This window comes from Kitasatospora sp. NPDC048365 (assembly GCF_043200835.1).
GTDB lineage: Bacteria > Actinomycetota > Actinomycetes > Streptomycetales > Streptomycetaceae > Kitasatospora > Kitasatospora terrestris.
Genome location: NZ_JBICYJ010000002.1, coordinates 113,832 through 140,544 on the forward strand (window position 1 = coordinate 113,832; position 26,713 = coordinate 140,544).

At 74.2% G+C, this 26,713-nt stretch carries 24 protein-coding genes; 12 read left to right on the forward strand and 12 right to left on the reverse strand.

The annotated features are described in order from the left end of the window. Positions 1 to 120 precede the first annotated feature (120 nt). Positions 121 to 1,449, forward strand: coding sequence for an MBL fold metallo-hydrolase (locus ACGFX4_RS02285; RefSeq protein ID WP_393069504.1), 1,329 nt, complete (start codon positions 121 to 123; stop codon positions 1,447 to 1,449). On the opposite strand, the gene ACGFX4_RS02290 is transcribed toward ACGFX4_RS02285, so the two are convergent. The 5 genes from ACGFX4_RS02290 to ACGFX4_RS02310 all read right to left on the reverse strand — a co-directional run bounded on the left by ACGFX4_RS02290 (position 1,400) and on the right by ACGFX4_RS02310 (position 7,312). Further along, complete coding sequence (locus tag ACGFX4_RS02290; protein ID WP_393069506.1) at positions 1,400 to 2,326, reverse strand: DUF389 domain-containing protein; 927 nt, start codon at positions 2,324 to 2,326, stop codon at positions 1,400 to 1,402. The two genes, ACGFX4_RS02285 and ACGFX4_RS02290, sit on opposite strands and share 50 nt — an antisense overlap. Positions 2,327 to 2,368: 42 nt before the next feature. After that, positions 2,369 to 2,728 (reverse strand): hypothetical protein, encoded by a 360-nt coding sequence (locus ACGFX4_RS02295; protein WP_393069508.1) that lies wholly within the window; start codon positions 2,726 to 2,728, stop codon positions 2,369 to 2,371. Positions 2,729 to 2,805: 77 nt separating this feature from the next. Continuing rightward, a complete protein-coding gene (locus ACGFX4_RS02300) occupies positions 2,806 to 3,339 on the reverse strand; it encodes a TetR/AcrR family transcriptional regulator (protein WP_393069509.1) in 534 nt (177 codons plus the stop codon). Positions 3,340 to 3,398: 59 nt separating this feature from the next. After that, on the reverse strand, positions 3,399 to 5,963 hold the full coding sequence (locus tag ACGFX4_RS02305; RefSeq protein WP_393069511.1) for a DUF6493 family protein: 2,565 nt from the start codon (positions 5,961 to 5,963) through the stop codon (positions 3,399 to 3,401). Then, the gene (locus tag ACGFX4_RS02310; protein WP_393069512.1) at positions 5,960 to 7,312 is read right to left on the reverse strand and encodes an SWIM zinc finger family protein; all 1,353 of its coding nucleotides are present in this window, start codon (positions 7,310 to 7,312) and stop codon (positions 5,960 to 5,962) included. The genes ACGFX4_RS02305 and ACGFX4_RS02310 overlap by 4 nt, the downstream gene beginning before the upstream one ends. A gap of 61 nt (positions 7,313 to 7,373) precedes the next feature. Here ACGFX4_RS02310 and ACGFX4_RS02315 point away from each other — a divergent pair, with 61 nt between their 5' ends. The 4 genes from ACGFX4_RS02315 to ACGFX4_RS02330 all read left to right on the forward strand — a co-directional run bounded on the left by ACGFX4_RS02315 (position 7,374) and on the right by ACGFX4_RS02330 (position 9,540). Next, positions 7,374 to 8,306 carry an acyl-CoA thioesterase gene (locus tag ACGFX4_RS02315; protein ID WP_393069513.1) on the forward strand — a complete coding sequence of 311 codons (933 nt, stop codon included), beginning with the start codon at positions 7,374 to 7,376 and terminating at the stop codon, positions 8,304 to 8,306. Then, entirely contained in the window at positions 8,293 to 8,967 is a 675-nt protein-coding gene (locus tag ACGFX4_RS02320) for a TetR family transcriptional regulator (RefSeq protein WP_393069514.1), read from the forward strand. Before ACGFX4_RS02315 ends, ACGFX4_RS02320 begins: the two co-directional genes overlap by 14 nt. A 135-nt stretch (positions 8,968 to 9,102) precedes the next feature. Further along, positions 9,103 to 9,285 carry a hypothetical protein gene (locus ACGFX4_RS02325; RefSeq protein ID WP_393069516.1) on the forward strand — a complete coding sequence of 61 codons (183 nt, stop codon included), beginning with the start codon at positions 9,103 to 9,105 and terminating at the stop codon, positions 9,283 to 9,285. 51 nt (positions 9,286 to 9,336) lie between these two features. Continuing rightward, the gene (locus ACGFX4_RS02330; protein ID WP_393069517.1) at positions 9,337 to 9,540 is read left to right on the forward strand and encodes a cold-shock protein; all 204 of its coding nucleotides are present in this window, start codon (positions 9,337 to 9,339) and stop codon (positions 9,538 to 9,540) included. Between the two features lie 30 nt (positions 9,541 to 9,570). Here the strand turns inward: ACGFX4_RS02330 and ACGFX4_RS02335 are convergent, their stop codons facing one another. Further along, positions 9,571 to 10,980 carry a DUF2398 family protein gene (locus ACGFX4_RS02335; RefSeq protein ID WP_393069518.1) on the reverse strand — a complete coding sequence of 470 codons (1,410 nt, stop codon included), beginning with the start codon at positions 10,978 to 10,980 and terminating at the stop codon, positions 9,571 to 9,573. Positions 10,981 to 11,119: 139 nt separating this feature from the next. Between ACGFX4_RS02335 and ACGFX4_RS02340 the strand changes: the two genes are divergently transcribed. Together ACGFX4_RS02340 and ACGFX4_RS02345 are read left to right on the forward strand one after the other, a co-directional pair. Next, positions 11,120 to 11,980, forward strand: coding sequence for a sterol desaturase family protein (locus tag ACGFX4_RS02340; protein WP_393069520.1), 861 nt, complete (start codon positions 11,120 to 11,122; stop codon positions 11,978 to 11,980). Continuing rightward, positions 11,977 to 12,690, forward strand: a complete 714-nt coding sequence (locus ACGFX4_RS02345) for a lysoplasmalogenase (protein WP_393069521.1) — start codon at positions 11,977 to 11,979, stop codon at positions 12,688 to 12,690. The genes ACGFX4_RS02340 and ACGFX4_RS02345 overlap by 4 nt, the downstream gene beginning before the upstream one ends. A 74-nt stretch (positions 12,691 to 12,764) precedes the next feature. Here the strand turns inward: ACGFX4_RS02345 and ACGFX4_RS02350 are convergent, their stop codons facing one another. The 3 genes from ACGFX4_RS02350 to ggt form a co-directional block, all read right to left on the reverse strand. Beyond that, positions 12,765 to 13,337, reverse strand: coding sequence for a hypothetical protein (locus tag ACGFX4_RS02350; protein WP_393069523.1), 573 nt, complete (start codon positions 13,335 to 13,337; stop codon positions 12,765 to 12,767). 148 nt (positions 13,338 to 13,485) lie between these two features. Continuing rightward, on the reverse strand, positions 13,486 to 14,289 hold the full coding sequence (locus ACGFX4_RS02355; protein ID WP_393069524.1) for an exodeoxyribonuclease III: 804 nt from the start codon (positions 14,287 to 14,289) through the stop codon (positions 13,486 to 13,488). Between the two features lie 103 nt (positions 14,290 to 14,392). After that, a complete protein-coding gene (ggt, locus tag ACGFX4_RS02360; RefSeq protein ID WP_393069525.1) occupies positions 14,393 to 16,180 on the reverse strand; it encodes a gamma-glutamyltransferase in 1,788 nt (595 codons plus the stop codon). A 141-nt stretch (positions 16,181 to 16,321) separates the two neighbouring features. On the opposite strand from ggt, the gene ACGFX4_RS02365 reads away from it, so the two are divergent. Further along, positions 16,322 to 16,897, forward strand: coding sequence for an O-methyltransferase (locus ACGFX4_RS02365; RefSeq protein ID WP_393069526.1), 576 nt, complete (start codon positions 16,322 to 16,324; stop codon positions 16,895 to 16,897). Between the two features lie 20 nt (positions 16,898 to 16,917). Here the strand turns inward: ACGFX4_RS02365 and ACGFX4_RS02370 are convergent, their stop codons facing one another. Then, positions 16,918 to 18,015: an ROK family glucokinase gene (locus ACGFX4_RS02370; protein WP_393069527.1), complete on the reverse strand. Its 1,098-nt coding sequence runs from the start codon at positions 18,013 to 18,015 to the stop codon at positions 16,918 to 16,920. 310 nt (positions 18,016 to 18,325) lie between these two features. Here ACGFX4_RS02370 and ACGFX4_RS02375 point away from each other — a divergent pair, with 310 nt between their 5' ends. Continuing rightward, the gene (locus ACGFX4_RS02375) at positions 18,326 to 19,405 is read left to right on the forward strand and encodes an alpha/beta hydrolase (protein WP_393069529.1); all 1,080 of its coding nucleotides are present in this window, start codon (positions 18,326 to 18,328) and stop codon (positions 19,403 to 19,405) included. A gap of 184 nt (positions 19,406 to 19,589) precedes the next feature. On the opposite strand, the gene ACGFX4_RS02380 is transcribed toward ACGFX4_RS02375, so the two are convergent. Continuing rightward, entirely contained in the window at positions 19,590 to 20,558 is a 969-nt protein-coding gene (locus ACGFX4_RS02380; RefSeq protein WP_393069530.1) for a glycoside hydrolase family 16 protein, read from the reverse strand. Positions 20,559 to 20,918: 360 nt separating this feature from the next. Between ACGFX4_RS02380 and ACGFX4_RS02385 the strand changes: the two genes are divergently transcribed. From ACGFX4_RS02385 to ACGFX4_RS02395, 3 genes are read left to right on the forward strand one after another with little or no spacing between them, the layout of a single operon-like run. Continuing rightward, positions 20,919 to 21,308: a hypothetical protein gene (locus tag ACGFX4_RS02385; RefSeq protein WP_345699921.1), complete on the forward strand. Its 390-nt coding sequence runs from the start codon at positions 20,919 to 20,921 to the stop codon at positions 21,306 to 21,308. 32 nt (positions 21,309 to 21,340) lie between these two features. Next, positions 21,341 to 23,491, forward strand: a complete 2,151-nt coding sequence (locus ACGFX4_RS02390) for a bifunctional polysaccharide deacetylase/glycosyltransferase family 2 protein (RefSeq protein WP_393069531.1) — start codon at positions 21,341 to 21,343, stop codon at positions 23,489 to 23,491. 2 nt (positions 23,492 to 23,493) lie between these two features. Next, a complete protein-coding gene (locus ACGFX4_RS02395; protein WP_393069533.1) occupies positions 23,494 to 24,825 on the forward strand; it encodes an acyltransferase in 1,332 nt (443 codons plus the stop codon). Between the two features lie 51 nt (positions 24,826 to 24,876). Here the strand turns inward: ACGFX4_RS02395 and ACGFX4_RS02400 are convergent, their stop codons facing one another. Beyond that, positions 24,877 to 26,469 (reverse strand): PucR family transcriptional regulator, encoded by a 1,593-nt coding sequence (locus tag ACGFX4_RS02400; protein ID WP_393069534.1) that lies wholly within the window; start codon positions 26,467 to 26,469, stop codon positions 24,877 to 24,879. Positions 26,470 to 26,713 lie beyond the last annotated feature (244 nt).

Genomic DNA, 26,713 nt, shown 5'->3' on the forward strand with positions numbered 1-26,713 from the left:
ACGCCGACCGCTAACCCGATCGGCGTGCCGCGGTATGTTCTGCGGGGTAGGCGCCCGATTTGGCCGGTAATGTCCCGTTGAAATGGTTGTCGTACGGGTGATCCCGACCGTGGAGGTGCCGTGCCCAGTCCCGTCGAGATGATCTATCGCGCCGGAGGACTGGCCGCCGAACTCGGCCTCGGCCTCCGCGACGCCAAGCGGTTCCGGACGCTGCCCCGGGAGACCTGGCACCGGATCCGCACCGACGCCTTCGGCGCCGACCCCAAGGGCGCCCGGCTGGACCGGATCCGCCGGTCCCCGCACTTCGTCGACGGGGCCTTCCGCAATCCCGTGCCCACCCGCCGCCTGGTGTACGACCGCTCCCCGCTGGAGATCACCCGGGCCCAGTTCACCGAGGCCCGGGGGCGCCGCGAGCCGTCCGCCGCCGTCCCGCTGCACCGCCTGCTGCCGGTCGAACTCGCCACGCCGCCCGCCTCGGGCCTGCGCCTGACCTGGCTCGGCCACGCCACCGTCCTCGCCGAGCTCGACGGCCGCCGGGTGCTCTTCGACCCGGTCTGGAGCGAGCGCTGCTCGCCGTTCGGGTTCACCGGGCCGAAGCGGCTGCACCCGGTCCCGATCCCGCTCACCGAACTCGGCCCGGTCGACGTGGTGGTGATCTCCCACGACCACTACGACCACCTCGACATGCCGACCGTCCAGGCGCTCGCCGCCACCGGCGCGGACTTCGCGGTGCCACTGGGCGTCGGCGCCCACCTCGAACACTGGGGCATCCCGGCGAAGCGGATCGTCGAGCTCGACTGGTGGCAGTCGGCCGAGGTCGCCGGGCTGAAACTCACCGCCACCCCCGCCCGCCACTACTGCAGCCGCGGCCCCCGCACCAGCAGCCACTACCTCTGGGCGTCCTGGGTGGTGGCTGGCCCGGCGCACCGGCTCTTCCACAGCGGCGACAGCGGCTACTTCCCCGGCTTCGCCGAGATCGGGCAGCGGTTCGGACCGTTCGACGCCACCATGATGCAGATCGGCGCGTACAGCACGTACTGGCCCGAGGTGCACATGACCCCCGAGGAGGGCGTCCGCGCCCACCTGGACCTCGGGGGCGCGGTGATGCTGCCGATCCACTGGTGCACCTTCAACCTGGCCCCGCACCCGTGGGAGGAGCCCGCCGAGCGGACCGTCGTCGCCGCCCAGGCGCTGGACGCGGTGCTGGTGATGCCCCGCCCCGGCAAGCCCTTCGAACCGGCCGAGCCTCCCGCCCTCAAGCTCTGGTGGCGCGCGGTGGCACCGGTCCCCAGCGGCTCCGAACTCCTCGTCCCCGACCACCTCGCCACCCCGCTCCCCACCGGCACCCCGATCCCCACCGGCACCGCGGCTCCCGCCACACCTCCGGTCGACACTGCGCTCAGCGACGCAGCGCCAACCGCCACGCACCCTGCTGCACCAACAGGGTGAGCACCCCGGCGAGCACGATGCCGGCCAGGTTCAGCGCAAGCTGGAGAGCGGAGCCCCACGCCTGCCCGTAGTCGCCGTATGCCAGCGCCACCGCGGCGTTGGCTGCGGCGGGCACCGTGGTCACCGAGATCGCCACGCCGACCAGCGCCCCGGCCTTCGAGGAGGTCAGCGAGAGCAGCCCGGCCACGCCCGCCAGGAAGGCGACCACGAAGGACATCGCGTCCGGCTGCCAGATGAACGAGGTGTTGGGCCGCGCAGCCTCGAACCTGGCCTGGGTGAAGAGACCCAGCCCGTCCATCAGCAAGCTGAACCCGACGGTCAGCGCCATGGCCACGGCGAAGCCTGCGACCAGCGCGTTCAACGACCGCAGGGCCGGCCGGGCGCGACGCTGGACCGCCGCGACGCACAGCCCGGCCAGTGGCCCGAACTCCGGACCGACCGCCATCGCGCCGACGATCAGGATCGAGCTGTCCAGCACCGCGCCGCAGGCCGCCAGCATCGTGGCGACCGCGAGGAATGCCAGGTAGACGGCGGTGAGCGTGGACTCCTCGTGGGTGATCTCGGAGACCGCCTCCCACACCAGCGCGTCGGCGCCCTCGCCGGGAGCCAGCCGCTCGGCCTCCTCCGCGGCGGCCGAGATGGTCAGCTCGGTACCGTCCGCGGAGATCGCGCCCCGCTCGGCCAGGCCCAGCTTGCGCAGTTCGCCGAGCAGTTCGTCGGCGGACTCGCGGGCGACGTCGCAGAGGACCACGTCCCCGGACGGCCGTACCGCCGAATCCGGCAGCAGGATCACGTGGGTGGCTCCGACGCAGCCGTCGAGCCGGTCGAGCACGGCGTCCCGGAGGTCGGCGGGGACGATCAGTCGCAAGTGCAGCACGGGCCCTCCGCGGGCGTGGTCGGCGATCGGACTGCGCCCACCCTAGGCGGCCTCCCGCATCGCCCGTTCGACCAGGTCGACGGCGGCGCGGGGGTCGGCGACCTCCACCACCAGTCGGGCGTAGCGCTCGTCGGCGAGCTCGATCACCACGGCCTTGGCCGGGTTGCGGACGTCCCAGAAGATCCACTCGCCGCCGCTGCGGAACGTCCCGGCGGTGATCACCCCGGGGAAGTGCGTCCCGCCCATCCGCAGGCCCTTGGACTCCCGGACGATGCCCGGGTCCACCGTGGCGCCGCGGACGTTGCCGAGCGGGATCTCGATCCGGCTCTTGATCGCCCAGAGCTTGTCCAGCCCCTCGATCTCGACGACGAGGGTGCCGTCGGTGACGCTCAGACGTGCCATGGGAACGGCTCCTTGGTGGTGGTGACGGTGCGGCGGTGGTGACGGTGCGGCGACGACGGTGCGGCGGTGACGGACCCTCAGGCCCGCAGGTGGTCGGTGAGCGCCAGGACGGCCCCGGCGGCGGGCCGGCCGCCGGACGCGCGGCTGCGCAGCCGCAGCCCGAGCACCGCGGCCGCCAGCGCCTCGGCCAGCGCGGGCTGCCCGGCGGCGCCCGGCACCCGGCCGATCGCCGCCTCCAGCGCGCCGAGGCCCTCGGCGACCAGCTCGGCCGTCTCCGGGTCCACCGGCGCCCGCTCGACCGCGGCCAGCAGCAGGAACCCGGCGGCCGGCCCGCTGTCGTACGCGGCGGCCGCCTGCGCGAGCGCCGGCCCGAGGCCGTCGGCCGCGCCGATCGCCGCGGTGAGCGGCAGCACGTCCTGGTCGAGGTGGCGGCGGAGCGCGGTGAGGTAGAGGCCCCGCTTGCTGCCGAACACCTTGTACAGACTGCCCCGGTGCACGCCCAGCCCCTGCACCAGGTCGTCCACCGAGGTGCCCTCGTAGCCGCGCTCGGCGAACAGCGCGGCCGCTGCGAGCACCGCCTCGTCCTCGTCGAAGGCCCGTGGTCGTCCCATGCCCCAGACGGTACCGAGTAAAAGAACGAGCGGTCAAGAACGACCGTTCCTGAACTCCGTCAGCCCAGCAGCCCGTGCAGCGCCCGCACCTCCTTCAGCAGCTTCGTCGACCCGGACCGCCCCGCCAGCGCGGCCACCGCCGGGAGCCCGCCGCGCGCACCGCAGCGACGGACGCAGTCCACGCCGAGCGCCACCAGCTCCGCCGCGCCGCGGACCGGCTCGTCCGCGAGCACCTCCGGCAGGGCGGCGGCGAGCACCGCCCAGACCGTGCCGTACGCGCCGGTGGCGGCGGCCTCCCCGAGCGCCTCGGCCGCCCGGTTCGGCTTGACCGCCCGCCCGCGCACCAGCGCCCCGAGCTCCCGCCCGAGCAGCGCGGCGTCGAGGTCGCCCCGGGCGGCGAGCACCAGCAGCGCGTCGACCGCCGCCGTCCGGTCCTCCCGCCGGGAGGCGCCCAGGCCGTACGCCACCGCCAGGTGCAGCGCGGGCCCGGCCGGCCCGTCGGCCTCGGCGAGCAGCGGAAGCAGCCGCACCGCGCCCCGCCCGTCGTGCTCCGTGGCGTCGGCGAGCCGCTCGATCAGCCGCGCCGCGACCTCCTCGCGGTGCCGGGGCAGCATCGCCGCCCAGTGCGCGGTGGCCTCCGACGGCCAGCCGTACCAGGCGCGGCCCGACATCCGGACCGGCCCGAGCAGCTTCGCCAGGTCGGCCGTCAGCCCGTCCACCGGCCCGACCCCGGTCTGCGCCGCGTACAGGGGAGTCCCGTCGGCCACCACCTGCGAGTCCTGCCGCGGCAGTCCGCCGCCGCGCAGCCAGCGCGCCACGTCCGGATCCAGTGCCTCGGCCGCCGCCAGCACCTCCTCGTCCGCACAGCCGCCGGCCCGCACCAGCGCCTGCGCCAGGTCCACCGGGCCCGGGTCGACCCCGGCCTGCGCGTACCGGGCCAGCCGCTCGACCAGCACCGCCGGGTCGAGCGCGCCGGTCGCCTCGGTCGGCGTGGCGAGCAGCAGCGGCACCGGCCGGACGACCAGCCGCCACAGCACCTCCTCCAGCCGTGCCGCCAGCGGCCCCTCGAAGGCGTCGGTGAACCGGTTGCGGAAGAGGAACTCGCGCCCGGTCCGCACCGCCTCGGCCCGCCGCGCGGAGATCCGCCCGCAGACCGCCTCGCCGAGCGGGTACAGCCCGGTGCGCCACCCGTCGCGCAGCACCGGCTCCAGTGCCTCGGCGAGCGCCGCCCGGTCGAGGTACGCCTGCCGCACCAGACCGTCCAACGCCCGCTCGAACGCCACCACCCCGCCGCCGTCGACCAGCGCCGCCGCCAGCTCCTCGGCCGCCTCCGCCGCCGACCCGACCGGCCCGGGCACGGCGGCCCTCGGGGGCACCGGCGGCAGCAGCTCGACGTACTCGCCGTCCGGGTCCGCGCCGTCCGCACCCTCCGCACCGTCCGCCCCGCCCGGCCCGAACAGCTGCTCGGCGGCCGCCCGGTGCGCCGGGTCGAGCGCCTCGGCCGCCGCGCGCAGCTCCGGCAGCACCGCGGGCCCGGCCGCGTCGAGGTGCCGCGCGACCACCTTCAACGCCGCCTCCTGCAGCCCCCGGTCGGGGTGGCCGAGCGCCCCGGCCGCGGCCAGGACGACCTCCCCCGCCAGCTCTGCGTCCGCCCGCGCCAGCCGGTCCAGCCAGGCCAGCTGGGCGCGGACCAGCTTCTTCTCCGGCCGGAACAGCAGCACCTGCGAGGCCTCGCCGAGCACGTCGACCGCGTCCAGCCCGATCAGCACCGCCTGCGCGTGCCCGGCGACCGCGGACGGCGCGTCCAGCAGGGCCAGGTAGCTGCGCATCCGGGCGGTGTTCTCCGCCGCCGTCGGGGCGAGCGCGGCCAGCACGGCCTGCACGGCCCGCAGCTCGCCGGGCCGGCCGCCCCGCACCAGCCGGGCCAGCACCCGGTCCAGCAGGTCCGCGCGGTCGAGCACCCCGTCGGCGGTAAGCCGGGCCAGCACCGCGGGCCACTTCCGGTCCTCGTCCTGCACCGCCCACGGCCCGGTCAGCTCGCCCTCCGCGCCGGGCGTCTCGAACATCAGCGGGGCGAGCACCGGCGTGAACGGGTCGGCGGCCAGCCGCGCGTGGAGGTCGAACGGGGGCAGCTTGTGGCTGGAGCGCCGGAACCGGTCCGGATCCTGGGAGCGGTCCCGTGCCCAGCCGAGCACGAAGCCCTCGGCCGTCGGCACCGGGCGGCCGCTGCTCCGCACCAGGTGCTCGGTCAACGCGAAGCGGGCGTCGTCGCCCCAGCGGGGCGGCCGCCGCTCGGCCAGCCGCCCGGCGACCTCGGCCCGCCACTCCACCGGCTGTGCGTCCAGCAGCTCCTGCAGGTGGCGGCCCTGCCAGGCGGTGACGTCCTCGAACTCCCCCCGGGCCAGCCAGGTCGCGGCGCCGGACGGCGCGCTGTGGCAGACCGCGCCGGCCACCATCAGGCAGGCCCAGGCCCCCGCCCGGGAGTGCGAACTCGCCGCCAGCTCGGTGTACAGCCGCTTCAGCTCCGGCAGCAGGGCCCGCCGCTGCGGGGGCGTCAGCCCGGCCAGCCCGGCGGCGACGGCCGCCCGGTCACCGGCCCGGACCTGCTCGACAACGCTGCTCATCGCTTCCCCTCCACCGGGACCAGGCCGGCCGCCAGAACGTGCTTGCAGGGGCCGCGCCCGCCCCGGTAGTGCGCCCACCAGCGGCAGGTGCAGCTCAGCGCCCCGTCCGCGGCCCGGCGGACCCGCTGGTGGTGGTCGTCGACGGTCACGGTCGCCAGCTCGCCGTCCCAGCGCACCGCGCCGGCCGCGACCAGGGCCCGTGCCGCCCGCAGCCGCGGGTTGTGCGCCTCGGCCCGCCCGGCGTCGTACGGCAGCTGCCGGTGGAAGTACGCGGCCTCCGCCGGGTCGTAGCCGATCTGACCGGCGGTGCCCAGCCGGCCGAGCGCGGCCCGCACCCGGGCGACCGTGATCCCGGCCTGCTCGGCCAGCTCCGCCGGGTCGATCACCGGCTCCCACGCCAGCAGCGTGGCCACCAGCTCCGCGTCGGCCGCCGAGCCCTCGGCGGCCAGCGCCGCGAGCACCCCGCCCTCCCCGGAGAAGCCGCGCGAGACGTCGGGCGACAGGGTGAGCGTCAGCCGCATCCCCGGCAGCGCCACCTCCCACGCCGAGGCGGCCGGCACCGGGCCGGCCGGCGGCCCGTACACCCGCAGCCCCACGGCGTGCCGCAGCACCCGGTGCAGCGCCGCCAGCCGCTCCGGGCCGGGCAGGCAGACCGCGCCGGGCACCGGCCGGCTGGTGGCCCGCAGCGTGCGCCCGGCCGGGACCACCCACGCCGCCTGGCCCCGCCCGCCGCGCGGCAGCGCGCGCAGGAACCGCACCGCCTCCGCCGCCGGCAGCTCGGCCCGCGGCTCGAAGCCCGCCGTGACCACCTGGGTCTCGGCGAACCCGCGCAGCCAGCGGTCGGGCAGCGGCACCTTCTTCTCCACCACCTGACCGTCGAGTGTGGTGGCGGCCAGCCCGTCCGCACCGACCGCGAGGTGCAGCGGATCGGCGCCGCCGACCAGGCTCAGGCTCTCCCGCAGCGGGTTGTTGACGTCCACGTTGGTGGTGCCGTGGCCGATCTCGCCGCCGTCCAGGCCGCCCGCCAGCACGTCCAGCCGGGCGTGCACGCCGCCGCAGCCGGAGAAGGACTCGAAGCGCAGCCGGTCGCCGTTGGCGGTGACCACCGGGTCGAGCGAGGCGCGCCGCTGCGGCAGGTGGTACCGGGCGGCCGCGACGTCGGCGACCGCGAGCAGCGCCGCCGCGGCCGGCGCCGGCGCGGTGAGGAAGCCGCTGAAGAACCCCGGGTGGACGCCGGCACCCGCCGGCCCGCCCCCGCCGGAGGTGGACAGCGCGAGGCCGGGCCCGGCCGCGCCGTCGAGCACGGCCGAGGGCCGGAGGTATCGGTAGGTCTGCAGCGCCTGGCTCATGGCAACGACCGTACGCGTCACCACCGACACCGCCGCCCACCGGACTGCAACGTGTTCTACCATGGCCCGCGTGACAGACGCGAAGGCATCGCAGGCTCCGTACGAGCAGGGCCCGGTCGAGTTCGTCGAGCTGCTCCGGATCGAGGAGCTGGACGAGAACCTGTTCCGGGGCCACTGCCACGCGGGCGCGCCGATGCGCGCCTTCGGCGGGCAGGTGGCCGCCCAGGCGCTGACCGCCGCGGGCCGGACCATCCCGCGCGAGCGCCAGGTCCACTCGCTGCACGGCTACTTCCTGCGCCCCGGCGACCCGACCCGGCCGATCCTCTACCAGGTGGACCGGATCCGGGACGGCGCCTCGTACGCGACCCGCCGGGTGACGGCGGTGCAGCGCGGCGAGGCGATCTTCACCATGTCCGCCTCGTTCAAGAAGCCCGAGCGGGCCACCGAGCGGCAGCGCACCATGCCGCCGGTGCCCGGCCCGGAGGAACTGACCGACCCGTTCGAGGCGTGGGAGCGCAGCGCGCCCGAGGAGTACGCCAAGGCGACCATCTTCCGCTCGATGGAGATGCGCTTCATCCCCGCCGACGCCCCCGGCATGCCGCCGGAACTCCCGGGCGTTCCGCAGCAGTTCGTCTGGCTGCGGACCGGCACCCCGCTGCCCGCCGACGACCCGCTGCTGCAGGTCTGCGCGCTGACCTACCTGTCCGACCTGACCCTGGCCTCGACCACCGCGCTGCACCTGCAGCCGCACCGGGTGCAGCGCAGCGGGCCGAACCGGGTGATCCTCGCCTCGCTGGACCACGCGATGTGGTTCCACCGCCCCTTCCGCGCCGACGAGTGGCTGCTGTTCGCCCAGCGCAGCCCGTCCGCCTCCGACGGGCGGGGGCTCGCGATGGGCGAGTTCTACGACCGCGACGGGCTACTGGTGGCCTCCGCGGTGCAGGAGACCCTGGTACGGGAACGCCCGTATCATGGACCGGGTGACCAAGGTTGACCTGTCACCTCGTCCGGTGGAGGCGATGTCGCCCCGTCAGCTCGAACGCCGCGGGAGTCTCCTTGCGGCCGCCCTCGCCCTGGTGAACGAGACCGGCGTCGAGCGGCTCCAGATGAAACAGGTGTCGGAGCGCTCCGGCGTCGCCCTGGGCACCGCCTACCGGTACTTCTCCTCCAAGGACCACCTGCTGGCCGCCGCCATCGCCGACTGGCACCGGCGGCTGCTGGCCGACCTGGTGGCCGACCCGCGCGGCGCCCGCGGCCCGGCCTCCGCCACCGAGCGGACGGTCCGCTTCGTCCGCCACGGCATGCGCGCCTACCAGCGCCGGCCCGAGCTCGCCCGGCTGCGGGTGGCGGTCGCCACCTCCACCGACCCGTTCGCCAGCGAGGCCCTGCAGGCGCTGGCCCGCGCCGACAGCGCGGCGCTGGGCGCGGTGATGCCCGAGCTGCCGGCCGCCCCCGGGGAGCTGGTCCGGCACATCGTCGGCCACGCCTGGCAGGGCGAGCTCACCGCCTGGGTGACCGGCCGGACCACCCTGGACGACGCCCGCCGCCGGCTGGAGGACGTGGTCCGCCTGGTGCTCGCACCGCACGAGACCGGGGCCGCCGCGCTGGTGCGACCGGGTGAGGGCCACGCCGGAGCCGGTCGCCCGTCCGGGTGAATCCGCACCAACCGCCGATGACCGTTCGGACACGATGCCACCCGTGCGGCGCCCGGGAAGATCGACGCCCGCAGCCCGTCCAGTCTTCACCTACGCGTCGTAACCGTTTAACACCGGACTGGAATGCTCGATCCCATGCTCCACACCAGTCCCAGTGCCCGGACCGACGCGGGCCGCCCGCGCTTCCCTCTGCCGAAGCGGCACCGCCGCGTACTCGCCTGCGCCGCCGTCGCCGCCTCCATCGCCCTCGGCACCCTCGGCGTCGGCGCCACCGTGGAGACCGTCCGGCAGGGCACCGCGGTCTCCGCCGCGCGCTGAGCCTCCCGCGGGCCGATACTTTCTGTGATCGGCAGCTGGAAGGAGCGGGCCATGAACACCGGCACCGTCAAGTGGTTCAACATCCACCACGCGTACGGCTACATCACCCCGGACGAGGGCGGCCCCGAGGTCGCCGTCTACTACGACTCCGTCGTCGGCACCGAGGACCGCTTCCTCCACGAGGGCCAGCGGGTCGAGTACAACGAGACCATCCAGGAGTTCCGCCCCGTCGCCGAGCAGGTCCGCCCCATCTGACCGCGGACGGCCCCGCCGCCCGGGCCGCGGTCAGGCCGGGCGGCGCTGGCGGGGCGGCGCGGCCGAGGGGCGGGAGTGGCGGCCGGAGCCGGGGGCCGGGTGGAGCTCGGCCTGCGGCGCGTACCGGGCCGCGGGGGCCCGCAGGACCCAGTTGCGGCCGGCCGGGGCGATCAGACCCATCCGGTGCAGCAGGTCGAGCGCGTCGCGCCGGAACGCGGTCAGGTCCGCCAGGTAGCCCGGCTCCCAGCCCTCCCGCAGGCCGTGCTCGTCGGTGATGTCGCCGAGCGCGCCGTCTATCAGCGCGTCGGGCACCAGCACGGCGGGCGGCGCGGCCTCCTCGGGCAGCGGGCGCAGCTCCTCCACCAGCCGCTCGGCCAGCAGCAGTGCCGCCTGCGGCAGCGTCCCGGTACCGGGCAGCGCGAGGTCGGTCAGCTCGTCCGCCGGGTCGAGCAGGGCGACGCCCTCGGCGCGGATCTCCGCCTCCAGCCCGAGGAAGTCCGCGAACAGCTCCGTCTCCGCCCGCTGCCGTCCGACCAGCCAGCTGCGCTCGTCGGGCGCCAGCTCGTCGAGCAGCACCACCGGCGTCTCGACCAGCAGCCGGCGGACCGTCAGCTCCGGCCCGACCGAGGGCGGTTCGGCCTGCGGCGCGAGTGCGACGGCGAGCTCGCGGTCCGCCTCGCCGTCCGCGTCGAGGACCTGCCACTCCGTCAGCACCCGGCGCACCTCGGGGCGGAACGCGGCGACCTCCCGCCCCTCGGCCAGTCCGGCGAGCCCGAGGGCGAGTTCGGCGTACCCGGCGGGCTCGAAGCCGGGCAGTCCGCGCCCCGGCAGCGGGGCCTTGCGCAGTCGCGCGTACGTCGGGCCGACCGCGAGCGAGTAGCCGAGCAGCTCGCGGAAGTGGGCGGTGAGCCAGCCCGCGTGCCGGCGTATCAGCGGGAACCCGGCGCCGTGCGGTCCGCCGGCGGTGACCAGCGGCTGGGCGAGCAGCAGGCGGGCGGCGGCCCGGCGTTCGGCGGCGGTCTCGGGCTGGTCGGCCGCGGGCGCGCGCTCGGGTTTGCGGTGGCGTCCGCCGGCCGCGGTGCCGCGCGGTTCGACCGGGCCGGCACCGTCGCGGCGGACCCGCCGGTAGCCGGCCGGGCGGGCCCGCAGCGAGGCGGGGTGCGCGGTCGGTCCGTGCCACCAGCTGGTGTCGGGCGAGTCCGCGCAGGAGGGCTCCGGCGCCCCGCCGAGGTGGCGGGCGCCGTACAGGCCGAAGACGGCGGCGTAGAGCGCGTCGGCGTCCTCGGGCGGTGCCTGGGCGAAGCGGTCGGCGAGCCGCTCGGCGCACGGGTACAGGCCGGTGCGCGCAGGGGCGAGGAGCCGCCCCGCCCCGCCCGCGCGCCCGATCCCCGTGCCACCGGGCGCCTCCCCGGCGCCGGTCGCGTACTCGTGCCGCTCCATGTCGTCCCCCAGCCTAAGGGGTGGTCGGACCGCCCCGTCCCGGCATCCGGCGGGGCGGTGGCGATTTCGGCCGGACCCTTGCGTACGGGCCGGTAACCCACCCCTTCCGCCGCCGCCCGGCGTCCCCTATCGTCTGCGCATGCCGAACCTGCCCAACGTGGTGCTCTGGTCCATACCGGCCTTTGTGCTGCTCACCGTCGTGGAACTGGTCTCGTACCGCTTCCACCCCGACGAGGACGAGCAGGGCTACGCCCCGCGGGACACCGCGACCAGTCTCGGCATGGGCCTCGGCTCACTGCTCTTCGACGCCGGCTGGAAGATCCCGATCGCGCTCGCCTATTCGGCGCTCTACGAGCTGACCCCGCTGCGGGTGCCGGTGCTGTGGTGGACGGTGCCGCTGATGCTGCTCGCCCAGGACTTCTGCTACTACTGGTCGCACCGCGGCCACCACGTGGTGCGGATCCTGTGGGCCTGCCACGTGGTGCACCACTCCAGCCGGCACTACAACCTCTCCACCGCGCTGCGCCAGCCGTGGACCGGCGCCACCTCGTGGGTCTTCTACGTCCCGATGGTCCTGGCCGGGGTGCACCCGGCGGCACTCGCCTTCTGCTCCTCCGTCAACCTGGTCTACCAGTTCTGGATCCACACCGAGCGGATCGACCGGCTGCCCCGGCCGGTGGAGTTCCTGTTCAACACCCCGTCGCACCACCGGGTGCACCACGCCTCGCAGGGCGGCTACCTGGACCGCAACTTCGGCGGCATCCTGATCGTCTTCGACCGGCTCTTCGGCAGTTTCGCCCCGGAGACCGTCCGCCCCGTCTACGGCCTGACCAAGAACATCGGCACCTACAATCCCCTCCGGGTCGCTACTCACGAGTACGCCTCGATCGCCCGGGACCTCGCCGAGGCCCGGACCTGGGGTGACCGGCTCCGCCACCTCACCATGGGCCCCGGCTGGCAGCCCGCCCGCACCGACCGCCCGGAGGGCACCACCGCATGAACCTCACCCGCCGCCTCAAGGCCGCCCGCGGGCTGCTCGGCGCCTTCGCCGCCACCTCGGTCGCCCACCTCGGCGCCATCGCCACCGGCGCCACCGCGCTGCAGCACGCCACCAAGCCCGCGCTGATGCCGCTGCTCGCCGCGCAGACGCTGGCCGCGAAGCCCGGCGCGCCCAAGCTGCTGGCGCCCGCGCTGCTCGCCAGCGCCGCCGGCGACGTGCTGCTGCAGGTCGGCGGGGACACCGCGTTCCTGGCCGGCATGGGATCGTTCGCGGCGGCGCACGTCTGCTACGTGACGATGTTCGTCCGGCGGGGCGCGCTGGACGACCGGCGGCGGACACTGCTCACGGCGGCCGCGTACGCCACCGCCTGGGCCACCCTGATCAGCCGGCTGTGGCCGGGGCTCGGCGGCCTCCAGATCCCCGTCGCCGCGTACAGCCTGCTGCTCACCTCGACCGCCGTCACCTCCGCCGGCCTCGGCCTGCGGACCGGCGTCGGCGGCGCGCTGTTCCTGCTCTCGGACACCCTGATCGCGACCCGCCTGGCGGACTGGACGCCGCTCCCGGCCCAGAACTTCCTGATCATGGCGACCTACATCGCCGCGCAGTACCTCTTGGCCACCGGCCTCACCAGCGAAAGCGCACTGCAGGGGCGCGAGGCCCCATCCGACGGCGGCTCCGCCGCGGGGCACGCCCAACCCACCACCACCTGAGTGCATGGTCGGTCGCGCCCCGCGGCGGAGCCGCTGATCGACGGAGCCTCGCGCCCCTGGCGGGGCGTCACCTCTCAGGCCTCGCGCCGCCTGAGCAGCCAGAAGCCGCCGATGCCCGCGACCACCAGTGCTCCGCCGGCGGCGAGCTGGCGGCCGTCGGTGGCGATCGACCCGCCGACGCCGGTGTTGACGCCGCCGTGCGGGGTGTCGTGGCCGGCGACCCACTCGCCGGCGCCGCCCGCGCCGCCGCCGATGCCGGAGACGGCGACCGCCCCGACGAAGGTGTCACCGTTGGGGCACTTGCCGTCGACGCCCCACGAGGTGTCCTTGGTGGACTTCTTGCTGAGGGCGACGGACAGGTCCTCCTTGGAGACCAGCCTGGCGGTGCCGGAGTACTTGCCGTCCGGGCCGACGGTGAGGGTCGCGGAGCCGCCGACGAACGCCTGCGAGGCGGCGGTGACGGTCTTCACCGAGCTGGTGTCACAGGTGACGCTGACCGACACCGGCTGGCCCGGGGCGGCCTCGGCGGGGCTGACCCAGGCGGGCGCGCTGTCCTTCGCGGACGCGGCGGTGGTCGCGGCGGCGGTGAGCCCGAGCAGGGCGGTCGCGCCCAGCAGGGCGGCTGCGGCCGTACGCGTGCGGCGCATGCCGGTACCTCCGGTTCTCCGGTGCAGCGGGGGACGCTGTCGTCCGCGTGATCGATCCGCTACAACCGGTTACCGGAGACGCTAGGCGGCGCCCACCCGTACGGCCACTTAGCAAAGCCGTTCGAGACGAGCCGGTCACTCAGCGCGACTACAGCTCCAGGTCGGTGACGACCGGCGCGTGGTCGGAGGTGCCCTTGCCCTTGCGGGCCTCGCGGTCGACGTAGCTGTCGGTCACGGCGTCGGCGAAGGCCTTGTTGCCGTAGGTGAGGTCGATCCGCATGCCGCGGTTCTTCGGGAAGGCCAGCTGGCGGTAGTCCCAGTAGGTGTAGGGGTGGTCGTACTTGAGCGGGCGCGGCAGGACGTCCTGCAGGCCGGCCTCCTGCAGGGCGGTGAGGGCGGCGCGCTCGGGGGCGGTCACGTGGGTCAGGCCCTCGAAGGCGGCGACGTCGAAGACGTCCTCGTCGGTCGGGGCGACGTTGAAGTCGCCGAGCACGGCGAACGGGCGGGTGCCCGCGGCGTCCTCGCGGATCACGTCGCGCAGGGTCTCCAGCCACTGCAGCTTGTAATTGTAGTGCGCGTGGTCGACCTCGCGGCCGTTGGGCACGTACACCGACCAGACCCGGACCGGGCCGCAGGTGGCGCCGATGGCGCGCGGCTCGACGACGGGGAGCATCGCGTCGTCGGCGAGGAAGCCGGGCTGGTCGGGCAGGTCGCGGACCACGTCCTCGAAGCCGAGCTTGGAGAGGATGGCGACGCCGTTCCACCGGCCGGTGCCGTGGGCCTCGGTCGCGTACCCGAGCTCGGCGACGGCGTCGTACGGGAACGCGTCGGTGGAGCACTTGAGCTCCTGGAGGCAGAGCACGTCGGGCGCGGCGCTCTCCAGCCACTCCAGGAGTTTGGGCAGCCGGGCGGTGACGGAGTTGATGTTCCAGGTGGCGATGCGGACGGTCACGGCGGGCGGCCTTCCCAGGCGGTGGACGGGGCGGGCGCGACCCGAAGGCACGCCCACCCCTGAACATACCGCCCGGCACCGACACAGCCGGGAAGCGGTGATCTCAGCCCGCCGGGTGCACCACCGCGGCCGCCCCGCCGCCGCGCCGGGCCGGTTCGGCGGCGGCCAGCCAGCGGCCGTCGGGCAGCCGCTCGACCCCGGTCGCGGCGCCGATCTCGGCGACCGGGGTGAACACGTGGCCGAGCGCCTCCAGCCGGGCCCGCTCGGGCAGCGCGAGGAAGCCGGGTTCGGCCTGGGTGGCGGCGGTGTTGCGCTGGCTGGCGCGCGGCGCGGCGATCGCCTGCTCCAGCGTCATGCCGCGGTCGATCCGGTTGGTCAGCACCTGGAGCACGGTGGTGATGATGGTCGCCCCGCCGGGCGAGCCGGCCGCGAGCACCGGCTTCCCGTCGCGCAGCACCACGGTCGGCGACAGCGAGGAGCGCGGGCGCTTGCCGGGGCCGGGCAGGTTCGGGTCGGGGGTGCCGGGGACGATCGGGGTGAAGGAGAAGTCCGTCAGCTCGTTGTTGAGCAGGAAGCCCCGCCCGGGGACGGTGATGCCGCTGCCGCCGGTCTGCTCGATGGTCAGCGTGTACGAGACGACGTTGCCCCAGCGGTCGGCGACCGTCAGGTGACTGGTGGACAGGCCCTCGTACGGCTCCGGCGCGGCCGGCCCGGAGGCGGCGCAGGCCGCCGGGTGGGCCGGGTCGCCGGGGGCGACCGGGCTGGTCAGCGCGCGGCCGGGGTCGAGCAGGCAGGCGCGGGCGGCGGCGTACGCGGGCGAGAGCAGCCCGGCCGTCGGGACGTCGTTGAACGCCGGGTCGCCGACCCAGCGGTTGCGGTCGGCGAAGGCGATCCGGCTCGCGTCCAGGTAGCGGTGGAGCGAGGCGGTCGGGTCGGCGGGCTCGGGCCGCTGGGAGAGGATGCCGAGCGCCTCGCCGACGGTGGTGCCGCCGGAGGAGGCCGGCGCCATCGAGTAGATGTCGTACCCCCGGTACCCGACCCTGGTCGGCTCCCGGCGGATCACCTTGTACGCGGCGAGGTCGGCGGCGTCCACCCGGCCGGGCCGGGCGTTGCGCCCGGAGGCGGGGTCGACCGGCGGGTGCTGCAGGGTGCGCACCACGTCCGCGCCGATCGGGCCCCGGTACAGCGCGTCGGTGCCGCGCCGGCCGAGCTCCCGGTAGGTGGCGGCCAGGTCCGGGTTGCGCAGGGTGGAGCCGACGGCGGGCGGGAGGCCGCCGGGCAGGAACAGCTCCCGGGTGGCGGGGAAGTCCTGGAAACGGGCCTGGTTGGCCGCCGTCTGGTCGTAGAACGTCTGGTCCACGGTGAAGCCGCGCTCGGCGATCCGCTCGGCGGGGCGCAGCACCTCGGCGAAGGACCGGGTGCCCCACAGCCGCAGCGCCTGCTCCCAGGTGGCCGCGGTGCCGGGGACGCCCACGGACAGGCCGCTGGTCACGGCGTCGGCGAAGGGCAGCGGGGCGCCGTTCTCCAGGAACAGGTTCTGGTCGGCGGTGCGGGAGGCGGTCTCCCGGCCGTCCAGGGTGGAGACCCGGTGGGTGCGGGCGTCGTAGTAGACGAGGAAGCCGCCGCCGCCGATGCCGGTCGAGTAGGGCTCGGTGACCCCGAGCGCCGCGGCGGTCGCCACCGCCGCGTCGATCGCGTTGCCGCCGCGGCGCAGCACCTCGATCCCGGCGGCGGTGGCGTCCGCGTCGACGCTGGCCACCGCGCCGCCGTAGCCCACCGCCTCGGGCGATTTGGGCGGGGCGCCCGGCGCCGCCCGGGCGGGGACGGCGGTGAGGCAGAAGAGACCGGTGGCGAGAAGGAGCGTCGGGACGAGTCGGGCCGGTGACCGCATGCGAGCCTCCTGATTCGGCGTCAGTTCACCGTTGTCCCACAGCCGACGCGGACCGGACAACAGGGCATCGACCTGACGAAGTGTCCCGGCTGCCGGGGATAAGGCGTAGCGGAGACCGTCCGCAGTGATCACAATGCGCGCATGGATGACACCGTCACGCACCGTCCCGCCGTCCTCACCGCGCTGCGGAGGGCCGCCGAACCGTCGGGCTTCACCCTCTCCTGCGAGGAGCGGACCGGTTCGCTGCTCGCCACCCTGGCGGCCACCCGGCCCGGCGGACGGATCCTCGAACTCGGCACCGGCATCGGGGAGGGCGCCGCCTGGCTGCTCAGCGGGATGGACGCCGGCGCGAGGCTGGTCACCGTGGAGCTGGACGACACCCTGCAGGCCGTCGCCCGGCAGGCGTTCACCGGGGACCCGCGGGTCGAGTTCGTCGCGGGCGACGGCGGGGCCTGGCTGGAGGCGTACGCGGGCGAGCCCTTCGACCTCGTCTTCGCCGACACCTGGCCGGGCAAGTTCACCCACCTGGATCGCGTCCTGGCGCTGGTCGCCCCGGGCGGCCTCTACGTGGTCGACGACCTGCTCCCGCAGCCGGGCTGGCCCGAGGGCCACCAGGCCGCGGTCGACAAGCTGGTCGTCGACCTGCTCTCCCGCCCGGACTTCCGCGCCGTCCGGATGAACTGGTCCTCCGGCCTGCTGCTGGCCGCCCGCCAGTAGCGCGCCGGGCCCGGCCGGCCCTACTGCCGGGTGCGGTGGCGCTTGATGGTGCGGAAGCGGCGGGCGACCTGCCGGGCCAGGTCGGCAGCGCCGACCAGGCCGGCCTCGTTGCCGAGGGCGGCGTGCACGATGCCCGCCTCGGGGCGGAAGCCGCGGCCGGTGAGGGTGCGGGCGAAGGCGTCCCGGGCGGGGCCCAGCAGCAGGTCGCCGGCCTCGGAGACGCCACCGCCGATCACGAACCGCCCCGGGTCGAGGGCGGCGGCGAGGTTGGCGATCCCGACGCCGAGCCACCGGCCGACCTCGTAGAGCAGCTCGACCGCGACCGCGTCGCCGTCCCGCGCGGCCTGGGTGACCAGCGGGCCGGTGATCGCCTCCGGGCTGCCGCCGGCCCGGGCGAGCAGCGGCTGGACGACGGGCGACTCCTCGACGGCGAGCTCGCGGGCCTCGCGGACCAGCGCGTTGCCGGAGGAGTACTGCTCCCAGCAGCCCCGGTTGCCGCACGGGCAGCGGTGCCCGCCGGGCACCACCTGCATGTGGCCGAACTCGCCGGCCAGCCCGTACTTGCCCCGGTCGACGTACCCGTCGCGGACGACGGCGCCGCCGATCCCGGTGCCGAGCGTGATCATCACCATGTGGTCCTCGCCGCGGCCGGCGCCGAACCGCCACTCGGCCCAGGCGGCGGCGTTGGCGTCGTTCTCGACCACCACGGGGAAGCGCAGCCGGGCGCTGAGCGCGTCCCGGAGGGGCTCGCCCCGCCAGTTGAGGTGGGGGGCGAAGAGCACCGTGGAGCGCTCGGCGTCGACCCAGCCGGCGGCGCCGACGCCGACCGCGTGGACGTCGTGCTTGTCGGCGAGCTGGAGGACCAGGTCGACGATGACGTCCTCGACGACCTTGGGGCTCTTGCTCTTGTGGGGGGTCTCGGTGCGGACGCTGTCGAGCACCCGGCCCTCGCCGTCGACCACGCCGGCGACGACCTTGGTGCCCCCGATGTCGACGCCGATGGTGGGCAGTCGCAGGACGCTGGCGGGCAGGGCGCGGCGGCGGCGCTCGGCGCGCGGGCCGAGGCCCAGCAGGTTGGGCAGGACCGCGGGGCGGCCGCCGCCGGTGGGGCTGGTCACGGGTGGGAACGCTCCTTCGGTCAGGTCCGGGTCAGGGTCTGGCAAAAGTCGGTCGTCTCCGACCATCCTGCCCGGGCGCAAGCCTCCCGCCCTGGCAGACTAGGCTCGATTCATACAGCGGATTCTCACGAAAACGTGACGTTCCTCTCAGGTTTCCGCCGACTTCGGGAGCAACTGATCGTCCGTTCTCTGCTGTCTGATCACTTTGAAGCAATCTTCGGGCACGTGGCCCGGGCAGCCAGCGATCCGGATACGAGACTCTCGCATGCAACTGACAGGCACACCGTTCCTCATCGTCACGATCGTCCTCGTGCCGATCTCCATCGCGGCGGCGCTGCTGCTGTGGGGCCGGGTCCGCGGGCCGCAGCCGGTACAGGTGCTGTCCAGACTGGGAATGCTACTGCTCTGTCAGTTCACGGCGGTCCTGATGGTCTTCGTCATGGTGAACAACGCCAACCTCATCTACGGCAGCTGGGACGACCTGCTGGGCACCGGCAACCACGTGCGGGCGGTGCCGCAGGTGCCGCCGGCGGACGGGGGCGCCGCGGGGACGTCGAACGAGAACAAGCGGGCGAAGGTCATCCAGTCCTTCAAGGCGGTCGGTGACCCGAAGGTCCCCGGTGACGTGCAGACCACCGACCTGAAGGGCCAGCTCTCCGGGATCGACGGCGAGGTGCTGGTCTGGCTGCCGCCGCAGTACAACGACCCGGCGTACAAGGACAAGACCTTCCCGGTGGTCGAGCTGCTGCCGGGCTGGCCGGGCTCGTCGAAGACCTGGTACGGCACGCTGAAGGTGTCCGAGCAGCTGAAGCCGCTGATGGCGAAGGGCGAGATCACCCCGTTCATCCTGATCTCGCCGCGGACGAACCTGCTGGGCGACACCACCGACACCGGCTGCGCCGACGTGCCGGGCAAGGTGAACGCGGAGACCTGGCTGAGCCGGGACGTGCCGCAGATGGTGCTGGACAACTTCCGGGCCGACGCCTCGCCGGACCGCTGGGCGATCGCCGGCTACTCGGCGGGCGGCCACTGCGCGGCGAAGCTCGCGGTCTCCCACCCGGAGCGCTACCGCGCCGGGGTCAGCCTCTCCGGCTACAACGACCCGGGCCAGGAGCCGGCCTCGCTGACCGCGAAGGACGCCCGGCTGCGGGACGGCGCCAACCCGCTGAACATCCTCAAGGGCGCCGCCCACCCGCCGAAGGTGGCGCTGTACCTGAGCGGCAACAAGGGCGACGGCTACGAGGCCGCCGAGGCGCTGCGGGCGGTCGCGAAGGCGCCGACCACGGTGGTGCCGGTGGAGACCACCGGCCCGCACGCCAGCGACGTGTGGAAGCCGATGATCCCCGGCATCTTCACCTGGCTGAGCGGGATCATCCCGGCCGGCCACTGACCGGGCCCGGCGGGGGGGGGGGGGGGGGGGGGGGGGGGGGGGGGGGGCGGGGGGGGGGCGGGGGGGGGGGGGGGGGGGGGGGGGGGGGGGGGGGGGGCGGGCCCCCCCCCGCCCGCCCCCCCCCGCCCCCGCGGGCGCGGGGGGGCCCCCCCCCCCCCCCCCCCCTCCCCCGTCTGTGCCGCGGTCAGCCCTTGGGCAGGGTGTCCACGAAGTCGGTGCCGGCGCTGTAGAAACCGTCCACGGTCTTCTGGACGTCGGCGTAGGAGACCGCCGCGTTGTCCTTGTAGTAGAACCAGTTGACCTTCAGGTTCCAGGTGCGCTGACCGCCGAGGGACGGCATCAGGTCGATGAACCAGTTGCTGAAGTGGACGTCCATCTTCTCGCGCGGGACGTACTTGCCGGTGCTGGTGAACAGCTCCTTGCCGTCCATGGAGTAGGTGGCCTTCCCGTCCACGGAGGTGACCATCATGATGTGCCAGCCCTCGAAGTGCTGCTTGTGGGGCTTGGTCACGCGGTCCGCCGGATCGGCCTTGAACCAGCTGGTGGTGTCGAGCTGCGGGCCCGGCGCGCCCCAGCCGCCGTTGGGCATGTACTCGTAGTCGAGCTCGCTGTAGTTCGCCGAGTCGTCCGCGGGCGAGATCGGGAAGTACGACTGGACGACGTGGTCGCCGTTCTTGCCGCCGGCGGGCTTGTCGCTGAGGTAGACCCGGGCCGCGTAGGTCCCGTTGAAGAGCTTGGTGCCGGTGCTCTGGATCTCGACCTGCTTGGTGCCCTTCTGGGTGCCGTCGGTGGTCGCCTGCAGCTGCAGGGTCCGGCCGCCCTGGGCGGTGGTGTCGGCGGGGAAGCTCGCACCCGCGTCGGACCAGCTGTCCTTGATGCCCGGGCCGCCCACACCGGTGCGGATCTCCCAGCCGTGGGCGGTCAGCGACGGGTCGTTGGCGCCGGTGTAGTGGAAGGTGTCGAACAGCGTCCCGGGCGGCCCGGTCGGGGTCGGCGAGGCGCTGGTGCCGGACCCGCCCTTCCCGGACCCGTCGGTGCCGTCGCCGCCGCCGGACGCGGCACCGCTCGAACAGGCGGTGAGGACGCACAGCAGGGTCGGCAGGGTGAGCACGCTCCACGCGCGGCGACGACGTATGCGGCGGGGCTGACTCACTCGGGCTCCTTGGGGCGTACCGACTCGCACGTGCGCACTGGTCACATGAGGGGGTCATCCTAACGGGGGCCGCAAGACCCGCCGCAGCGCCCCCTCGCCGGTTCCGGAACCACGGAGTCCGAGGTCAACGGTGCGTGCACGCCTACACGCAAGTACGCGTCGCCCGTCATTGCGATCCGATTACAACGCTTCGACAGATCCGGCTAAATCCACCCATCGGGCTCAATTCGATTCAGGCCCGTGCACTAGCGTTCGCCCTACGCTCCCGCGGTCTACGTACCCTGCACTGAAAGGCGTCGCAAGGTGCGCCCAGTCATCACTCCCATCGAACGCGGATCGGCACACGAACCACCGTCTGACGTGTACGAGTCGAGTCTCGAAGAGGCCGCTCCCGCTCCGGTGTTCGTCTCCCAGTCCGGTCGACGCGGCCGTCTGCTGCGCGGCCTCGGCTGGCCGGTCTCGGTGGTCGGCGCGATCCTGGCGATCGCCATGGGCAGCAGCCTGGTCGGCGGGCAGGCGGACGCTCCGGCGATGGAGATCCCCGTGCAGCCCTCGCAGGCGCCGGCCCCGTCGCCCACGCCCTCGGCGTCGCCCTCCCCCACCCCGTCGCACTCGCCGTCCGGGTCGGCCTCGCCCAAGACGCCGTCCCGCTCCACGAGCCCCTCGACGAAGACCTCGGGCACGTCGAAGCCGACGACCACCGCACCGCGCGGGGCGACGCCCTCGGGCCAGTCGACCAAGCACCCCTGAACCTCCGCACCACCCATCTCCAGGAGCGCCATTTGTCCCGCCACCAGCGCCGCCGGCAGACCCTGCTCAGGCCGCGCCGACTGGCCGCGCCGCCGTTGCGCTTCGTCATGCCGCTGTCCCTGCTGGCCTGCCTGCTCGCGCTCATCGTGCTGCGCGGCCTGGCCACCAACGAGGTGTTCCACGACGCCCGGGTCGCGGAGTCGGTCGACCAGACGACCGTGCCGGACAAGGTCCTCAAGGGCGGCCCGGTCGTCGACGCGCGCGGCGAGAAGAACAACCACCCGGTGAGCTACCGCATCCCGGACCGCACCGTGGTGCTGAGCTTCGACGACGGCCCCTCCGAGGAGTGGACGCCGAAGATCCTGGAGATCCTGGCGGCCCACCACGTCCGCGCGGACTTCTTCGTGACCGGCTCGATGACCGCCCAGAACCCGGACATGATCCGGAAGATCGTGGAGGACGGCCACGAGATCGGGCTGCACAGCTTCACCCACCCCGACCTGGCGTTCCAGTCGCACGCCCGGATCAGCTGGGAGATGGCCCAGACGCAGCTGGCGCTGGCCGGCGCCGCGGGCGTCCACAGCACGCTCTTCCGCCCGCCGTACTCCTCCTACGCGGGCGCACTGGACGACTGGAGCTACCCGGTCGTCAAGTACCTCGGCGCCCGCGGCTACATCACCGCCTTCATCGACCACGACACCGACGACTGGAAGCTCCCCGGAGTGGACGCGATCGTCCAGGAGTCGATGCCGGCCACCCCCGGCGCGGGCGAGATGATCCTGCTGCACGACGCCGGTGGCGACCGCTCCCAGACCGTCGCGGCGCTCCCGATCCTGATCGAGAAGCTGCAGGCCGACGGCTACCGCTTCGCCACCATCTCCGAGGCGCTCGGCGCCACCAGCGCCACCACACCGGTGCACGGCTTCCAGCTGTGGGCGGGCAAGAGCTACATCTGGACCACCCAGCTGGCCGTGCACACCCTGCCGGTGCTGATCGCGCTGCTGGCCGTGGTCGGCTTCCTGAACTTCGGCCGGTTCGCGCTGATGCTCGTCCTGGCTCCGGTCCACGCCCGCCGCGCCAAGCGGACGGACCTCTGGGGCGAGCCCGTCACCGAGCCGGTCACCGTGCTCGTCCCGGCCTACAACGAGCGCGAGTGCATCGCCAACACCCTCAACTCGCTGGCCGCCAGTGACTACCCGATCGAGGTCATCGTCATCGACGACGGCTCCTCGGACGGCACCGCGGACATCGTCGAGGAGATGGCCCTGCCGTTCGTCCGGCTGATCCGCAAGGTCAACGGCGGCAAGTCCAGCGCGCTCAACGTCGGCATCGCGGCCGCCTCGCACGACATCGTCGTGATGATGGACGGCGACACCGTCTTCGAGCCGTCCACCGTGCGCGAGCTGGTCCAGCCCTTCGCGGACCCCGGGATCGGCGCGGTCTCCGGCAACGCCAAGGTCGGCAACCGCGACAGCCTGATCGGGGCCTGGCAGCACATCGAGTACGTCCTCGGCCACAACCTGGACCGCCGGATGTACGACATGCTCGGCATCATCCCGACCATCCCCGGCGCGGTCGGCGCCTTCCGCAGGGAGGCCCTGGAGGCCGTCGGCGGGATGAGCGACGACACCCTCGCCGAGGACACCGACATCACCATGGCGGTGCTCTGCGAGGGCTGGCGGATCGTCTACGCCGAGCGCGCCCGCGCCTGGACCGAGGCACCCGCCAGCATCCAGCAGCTCTGGTCGCAGCGGTACCGGTGGAGCTACGGCTCGATGCAGGCGATGTGGAAGCACCGCGGCGCCGTCACCGCCCGCGGACCGGCCGGGCGCTTCGGCCGCTTCGGGCTGCCGATCGTCGTGCTGTTCGGCGTGGTCGCCCCGCTGCTGGCGCCGCTGGTCGACATCTTCCTGATGTACGGCGTGCTGTTCGCGGACGCCGGACTCACCCTGATCAGCTTCGGCGGCTTCCTGACGATCCAGGCGGTGCTCTCCTGGTACGCCTTCCGGCTGGACCGCGAGAAGCCCTGGCACCTGATCAGCCTGCCGCTCCAGCAAGTGGTGTACCGGCAGCTGATGTACATCGTCCTGCTGCAGTCCACGATCACCGCGTGCACCGGTGGCCGGCTGCGCTGGCAGAAGCTCCGGCGCACCGGCGAGGTCGCTGCCCCGGTGGAGGCATGACCATGAGCAATTCCTTCGGATGGTTCGGCGGCAGCCAGGAGACCGTTCCGCCGCACGCGCCCGCGAGCCTCGGACGCCACGAGGACACCGTGGCGCTGCGGATCCCCGAGCAGTGGCGGCAGGAGGCCGAACCGGAGCCGCAGGAGCCGCAGGAGCCGCAGGCAGCGCCCAAGGCCAAGGGCGGCCGCGACCGCTACCTCGACCTGCTGCGCGCGCTGGCCCTGGTCCGCGTGATCATCTACCACAACTTCAGCTGGGCCTGGCTGCCCATCGTCTTCCCCTCGATGGGCGTGATGTTCGCGCTGGCCGGGTCCCTGATGGCCCGCTCGCTCAAGCGCCCCGCCCTCGGCGTGATCCGCGGCCGACTGCGCCGACTGCTGCCGCCGATGTGGCTGTTCGGCATCATCATGGTCGGCCTGCAGGTCTACGACGGCGGCGGCCCGTACGGCCCGGAATCCGACGGCCACCCCACCTGGTGGTGGGCCAAGCTGGCCTTCTGGATCCTGCCGCTGAGCACCCCGCCGTACCCGGGGGCCCTCCCCGGCTTCCACCACACCATCGAGACGACCTGGGCCGAGCAGGTCATCGTCCCGCTCTGGTACCTCCGGGCGTACCTCTGGTATGTCCTGCTGTCCCCGCTGATGCTCAAGGCGCTGCGGCGCTTCCCGGTGGCGACCCTGTGCGCCCCGCTGGTGATGGTCATCGGCATGAACGCGTTCGGCGGCAACGAGCCGGAGTTCATCTACAGCCGGGTCTGGGAGACCGCGAACGACTTCGCCACCTTCGGTGCCTGCTGGATCCTCGGCATGGCCCACCAGGAGGGGATGCTGAAGCGGATCCCGCAGTACGTGCTGCCCTCCATCGCGCCGCTGATCATGGTGGCCGGACTCTGGTACCTGGGCACCCGCCCGGTCGATCCCGGCGAGGTGACCGACCTCGAGTCCTGGCCGATCGCCCAGGCCCTGTGGTCCTTCGGCTTCGTCGCGATCCTGCTCCACGTCAGCCCGTCCTGGGACCAGTGGCCGGCGCCGCTGGAACGCTGGAACGGCCTGGTCAGCCTGCTCAACTCGCGGGCCGTCAGCGTCTACCTCTGGCACGAGGTCGCGCTGACCCTGGCCGTCCCGGTGCTCGACCCGCTGTGGTCCTACGACTACCTGTCCTCGAACTTCAAGTGGCTGCTGAACAGCCCTTGGCTCGACCTGCTGACGGCGATCCCGCTGCTCGCCCTGCTGGTGCTGGTCTTCGGCTGGGTCGAGGACGTCGCCGCCAAACGCTCGCCGCGGCTCTTCCCGTACCCGCGCCGACAACGGGGCAAGCGCCGCTCCGCCGAGTGAGCGACCGCGGGTGCCCCCACCCGGTTTCGGGTGGGGGCACACCTGCGGTCGCTACGCGAGCTCCAGGGCCAGGTAGAAGTCGACCCGGTCCTCCAGGCGCGACAGGTCACGGCCGGTCAGCTCCTCGATGCGGCCGATCCGGTAGCGCAGCGTGTTGACATGGACATGAAGCTGGGCGGCGCACCGGGTCCACGACCCGTCCGAGCGCAGGAAGGCCTCCAGCGTGCGCACCAGGTCCGCCTGGTGCTCGATGTCGTACGCGATCACCCGGTCCAGCAGCCGGCTGCGGAAGGCCCGGCGGACCTCGTCCGGCACCGCCGCCAGCAGCAGCACGTGCGAGGCCAGCTCCTCGGGGCCCGCGACGCAGACCCGCCCGACCCGGGCCGCGGCGATCCGCCGGGCGTGCCGGGACTCCTCCAGCGCACCGCGCAGCCCGCCGCTCTCCGCGGCCGGCGCACAGACGCCCACCGTGATCCGCCCCTCCGAGCCCAGCCCGGCCTCCAGCGGCGCGAGCAGCTCGCGCAGCGCGTCCGCGGGCACCGGCACGTCCAGTGCGGGCAGCACCACGACGGCGCCGTTGGCACCCAGCGCGGCGACCAGCGCCCGCTCCGAGGCGAAGGCCAGCGCCTCCTCCAGGACCGGTCTCAGCGCCCCGTCCGGCAGCCCGGTGGCCTCGGCGCTGAGCACCAGCCAGCTGCCCTCCCCGGTCACCGGCAGCGGCGTGCCGCCCTCGTAGCGGGCCATCGAGGTGGAGGCGTGCAGGGCGCGGCTGATCTCGGCCGGGTCGGCGTCGCGCTGGAGCAGCGCGAGGGTCTCGTCGGCGATCCGGCGGCGCAGCCGGCGGCCCTCGTCGCGGCGGGTCCGTTCGGCCGCGACCAACCGGGCGAGGTTCTCGGCGAGCTGCTGCCGCTTGGGCGTCCACTCGGTGACGTCGCCGGCGATCGCGAGCAGCCAGTCGGCCAGCGGGGACTCGTCCGCGGGGTCGACGGCGGCCGGGATCAGCGAGTAGTTGCCGGTGATCAGGCGGGCCCGGTGCGGGGGGCGGCGGCGCTGGCGCTGGGCGCCGAGGTGGGCGCGGGCCAGCTGGTCGCGGTCCTCGGCGGTGAGCCGGTCGGCCGGCCCGGCGATCACCTGGCCGGTCGGGGTGAGCACCCAGCAGTCCAGGTCGAGGTCGCCGCCGAGCAGGTCCAGGACGGCGTCCAGACCGCCGCCGCCGGCGGCCGAGACCAGCATCCGGTGCCGGTCGACGAGGGCGGCGAGGTCGGCGGCCCGGTCGGCGGAGACCTGCCGGCCGACGAACTCGGTGACGGTGCCGAAGGCGATGTCGTCCGGGACGGCGAGCAGCGGCAGGCGGTGCCGGCGGCAGGCGTCGGTGAGGTCCTCGGGCACCGGTCCGACCTCGGCCTCGCCGGCCGCCAGGGCGACCGCGCCGCCGGTCACCAGGGTCCGCACGAAGCGCTCGGAGTCCTCCGGGGCGGTACGCCAGAGCATGCCGGTGAGCACCAGCTCGCCGCCGTGCAGGTAGCGCCCCGGGTCCTGGAGATCGGTGGTCATGACGCCGCTGACCTGCCGGTCGAGCTCGTCCTCGCCGGCGAGCAGCCGCAGGTGCGGGGCGCCGGGCGCGAGCAGGTCACGGACACGCATCCGCAGACTCCTTCGTCCGTTCGGAAAGTTTGAGGGTGGGGTCAGTGTGCCCGACTCCCGGCGTTCGGTGTCACCTCACAAATGCCGCCCGGATCACGGGCCCGTAGCTCCGGAATCACGGCCGGATTACGGTCGTAAGTAGCGCCCGGGTGACTCCTGGGCTGCGAAATTCTCTTCCTTAGAGGAACGTACAGGATGCCGGGCGGGACCACAGCCGGGGCTTCATGCCATCGGTGACTGCCAG

Excerpts from the sequence above, each read along its gene's own strand:
- ACGFX4_RS02295 (WP_393069508.1), bottom strand. The coding sequence starts at position 2,728 with ATGGCACGTCTGAGCGTCACCGACGGCACCCTCGTCGTCGAGATCGAG.
- ACGFX4_RS02300 (WP_393069509.1), bottom strand. The coding sequence starts at position 3,339 with ATGGGACGACCACGGGCCTTCGACGAGGACGAGGCGGTGCTCGCAGCG.
- ACGFX4_RS02305 (WP_393069511.1), bottom strand. The coding sequence starts at position 5,963 with ATGAGCAGCGTTGTCGAGCAGGTCCGGGCCGGTGACCGGGCGGCCGTC.
- ACGFX4_RS02310 (WP_393069512.1), bottom strand. The coding sequence starts at position 7,312 with ATGAGCCAGGCGCTGCAGACCTACCGATACCTCCGGCCCTCGGCCGTG.
- ACGFX4_RS02315 (WP_393069513.1), top strand. The coding sequence starts at position 7,374 with ATGGCCCGCGTGACAGACGCGAAGGCATCGCAGGCTCCGTACGAGCAG.
- ACGFX4_RS02325 (WP_393069516.1), top strand. The coding sequence starts at position 9,103 with ATGCTCCACACCAGTCCCAGTGCCCGGACCGACGCGGGCCGCCCGCGC.
- ACGFX4_RS02330 (WP_393069517.1), top strand. The coding sequence starts at position 9,337 with ATGAACACCGGCACCGTCAAGTGGTTCAACATCCACCACGCGTACGGC.
- ACGFX4_RS02335 (WP_393069518.1), bottom strand. The coding sequence starts at position 10,980 with ATGGAGCGGCACGAGTACGCGACCGGCGCCGGGGAGGCGCCCGGTGGC.
- ACGFX4_RS02340 (WP_393069520.1), top strand. The coding sequence starts at position 11,120 with ATGCCGAACCTGCCCAACGTGGTGCTCTGGTCCATACCGGCCTTTGTG.
- ACGFX4_RS02345 (WP_393069521.1), top strand. The coding sequence starts at position 11,977 with ATGAACCTCACCCGCCGCCTCAAGGCCGCCCGCGGGCTGCTCGGCGCC.
- ACGFX4_RS02350 (WP_393069523.1), bottom strand. The coding sequence starts at position 13,337 with ATGCGCCGCACGCGTACGGCCGCAGCCGCCCTGCTGGGCGCGACCGCC.
- ggt (WP_393069525.1), bottom strand. The coding sequence starts at position 16,180 with ATGCGGTCACCGGCCCGACTCGTCCCGACGCTCCTTCTCGCCACCGGT.
- ACGFX4_RS02365 (WP_393069526.1), top strand. The coding sequence starts at position 16,322 with ATGGATGACACCGTCACGCACCGTCCCGCCGTCCTCACCGCGCTGCGG.
- ACGFX4_RS02395 (WP_393069533.1), top strand. The coding sequence starts at position 23,494 with ATGAGCAATTCCTTCGGATGGTTCGGCGGCAGCCAGGAGACCGTTCCG.
- ACGFX4_RS02400 (WP_393069534.1), bottom strand. The coding sequence starts at position 26,469 with ATGCGTGTCCGTGACCTGCTCGCGCCCGGCGCCCCGCACCTGCGGCTG.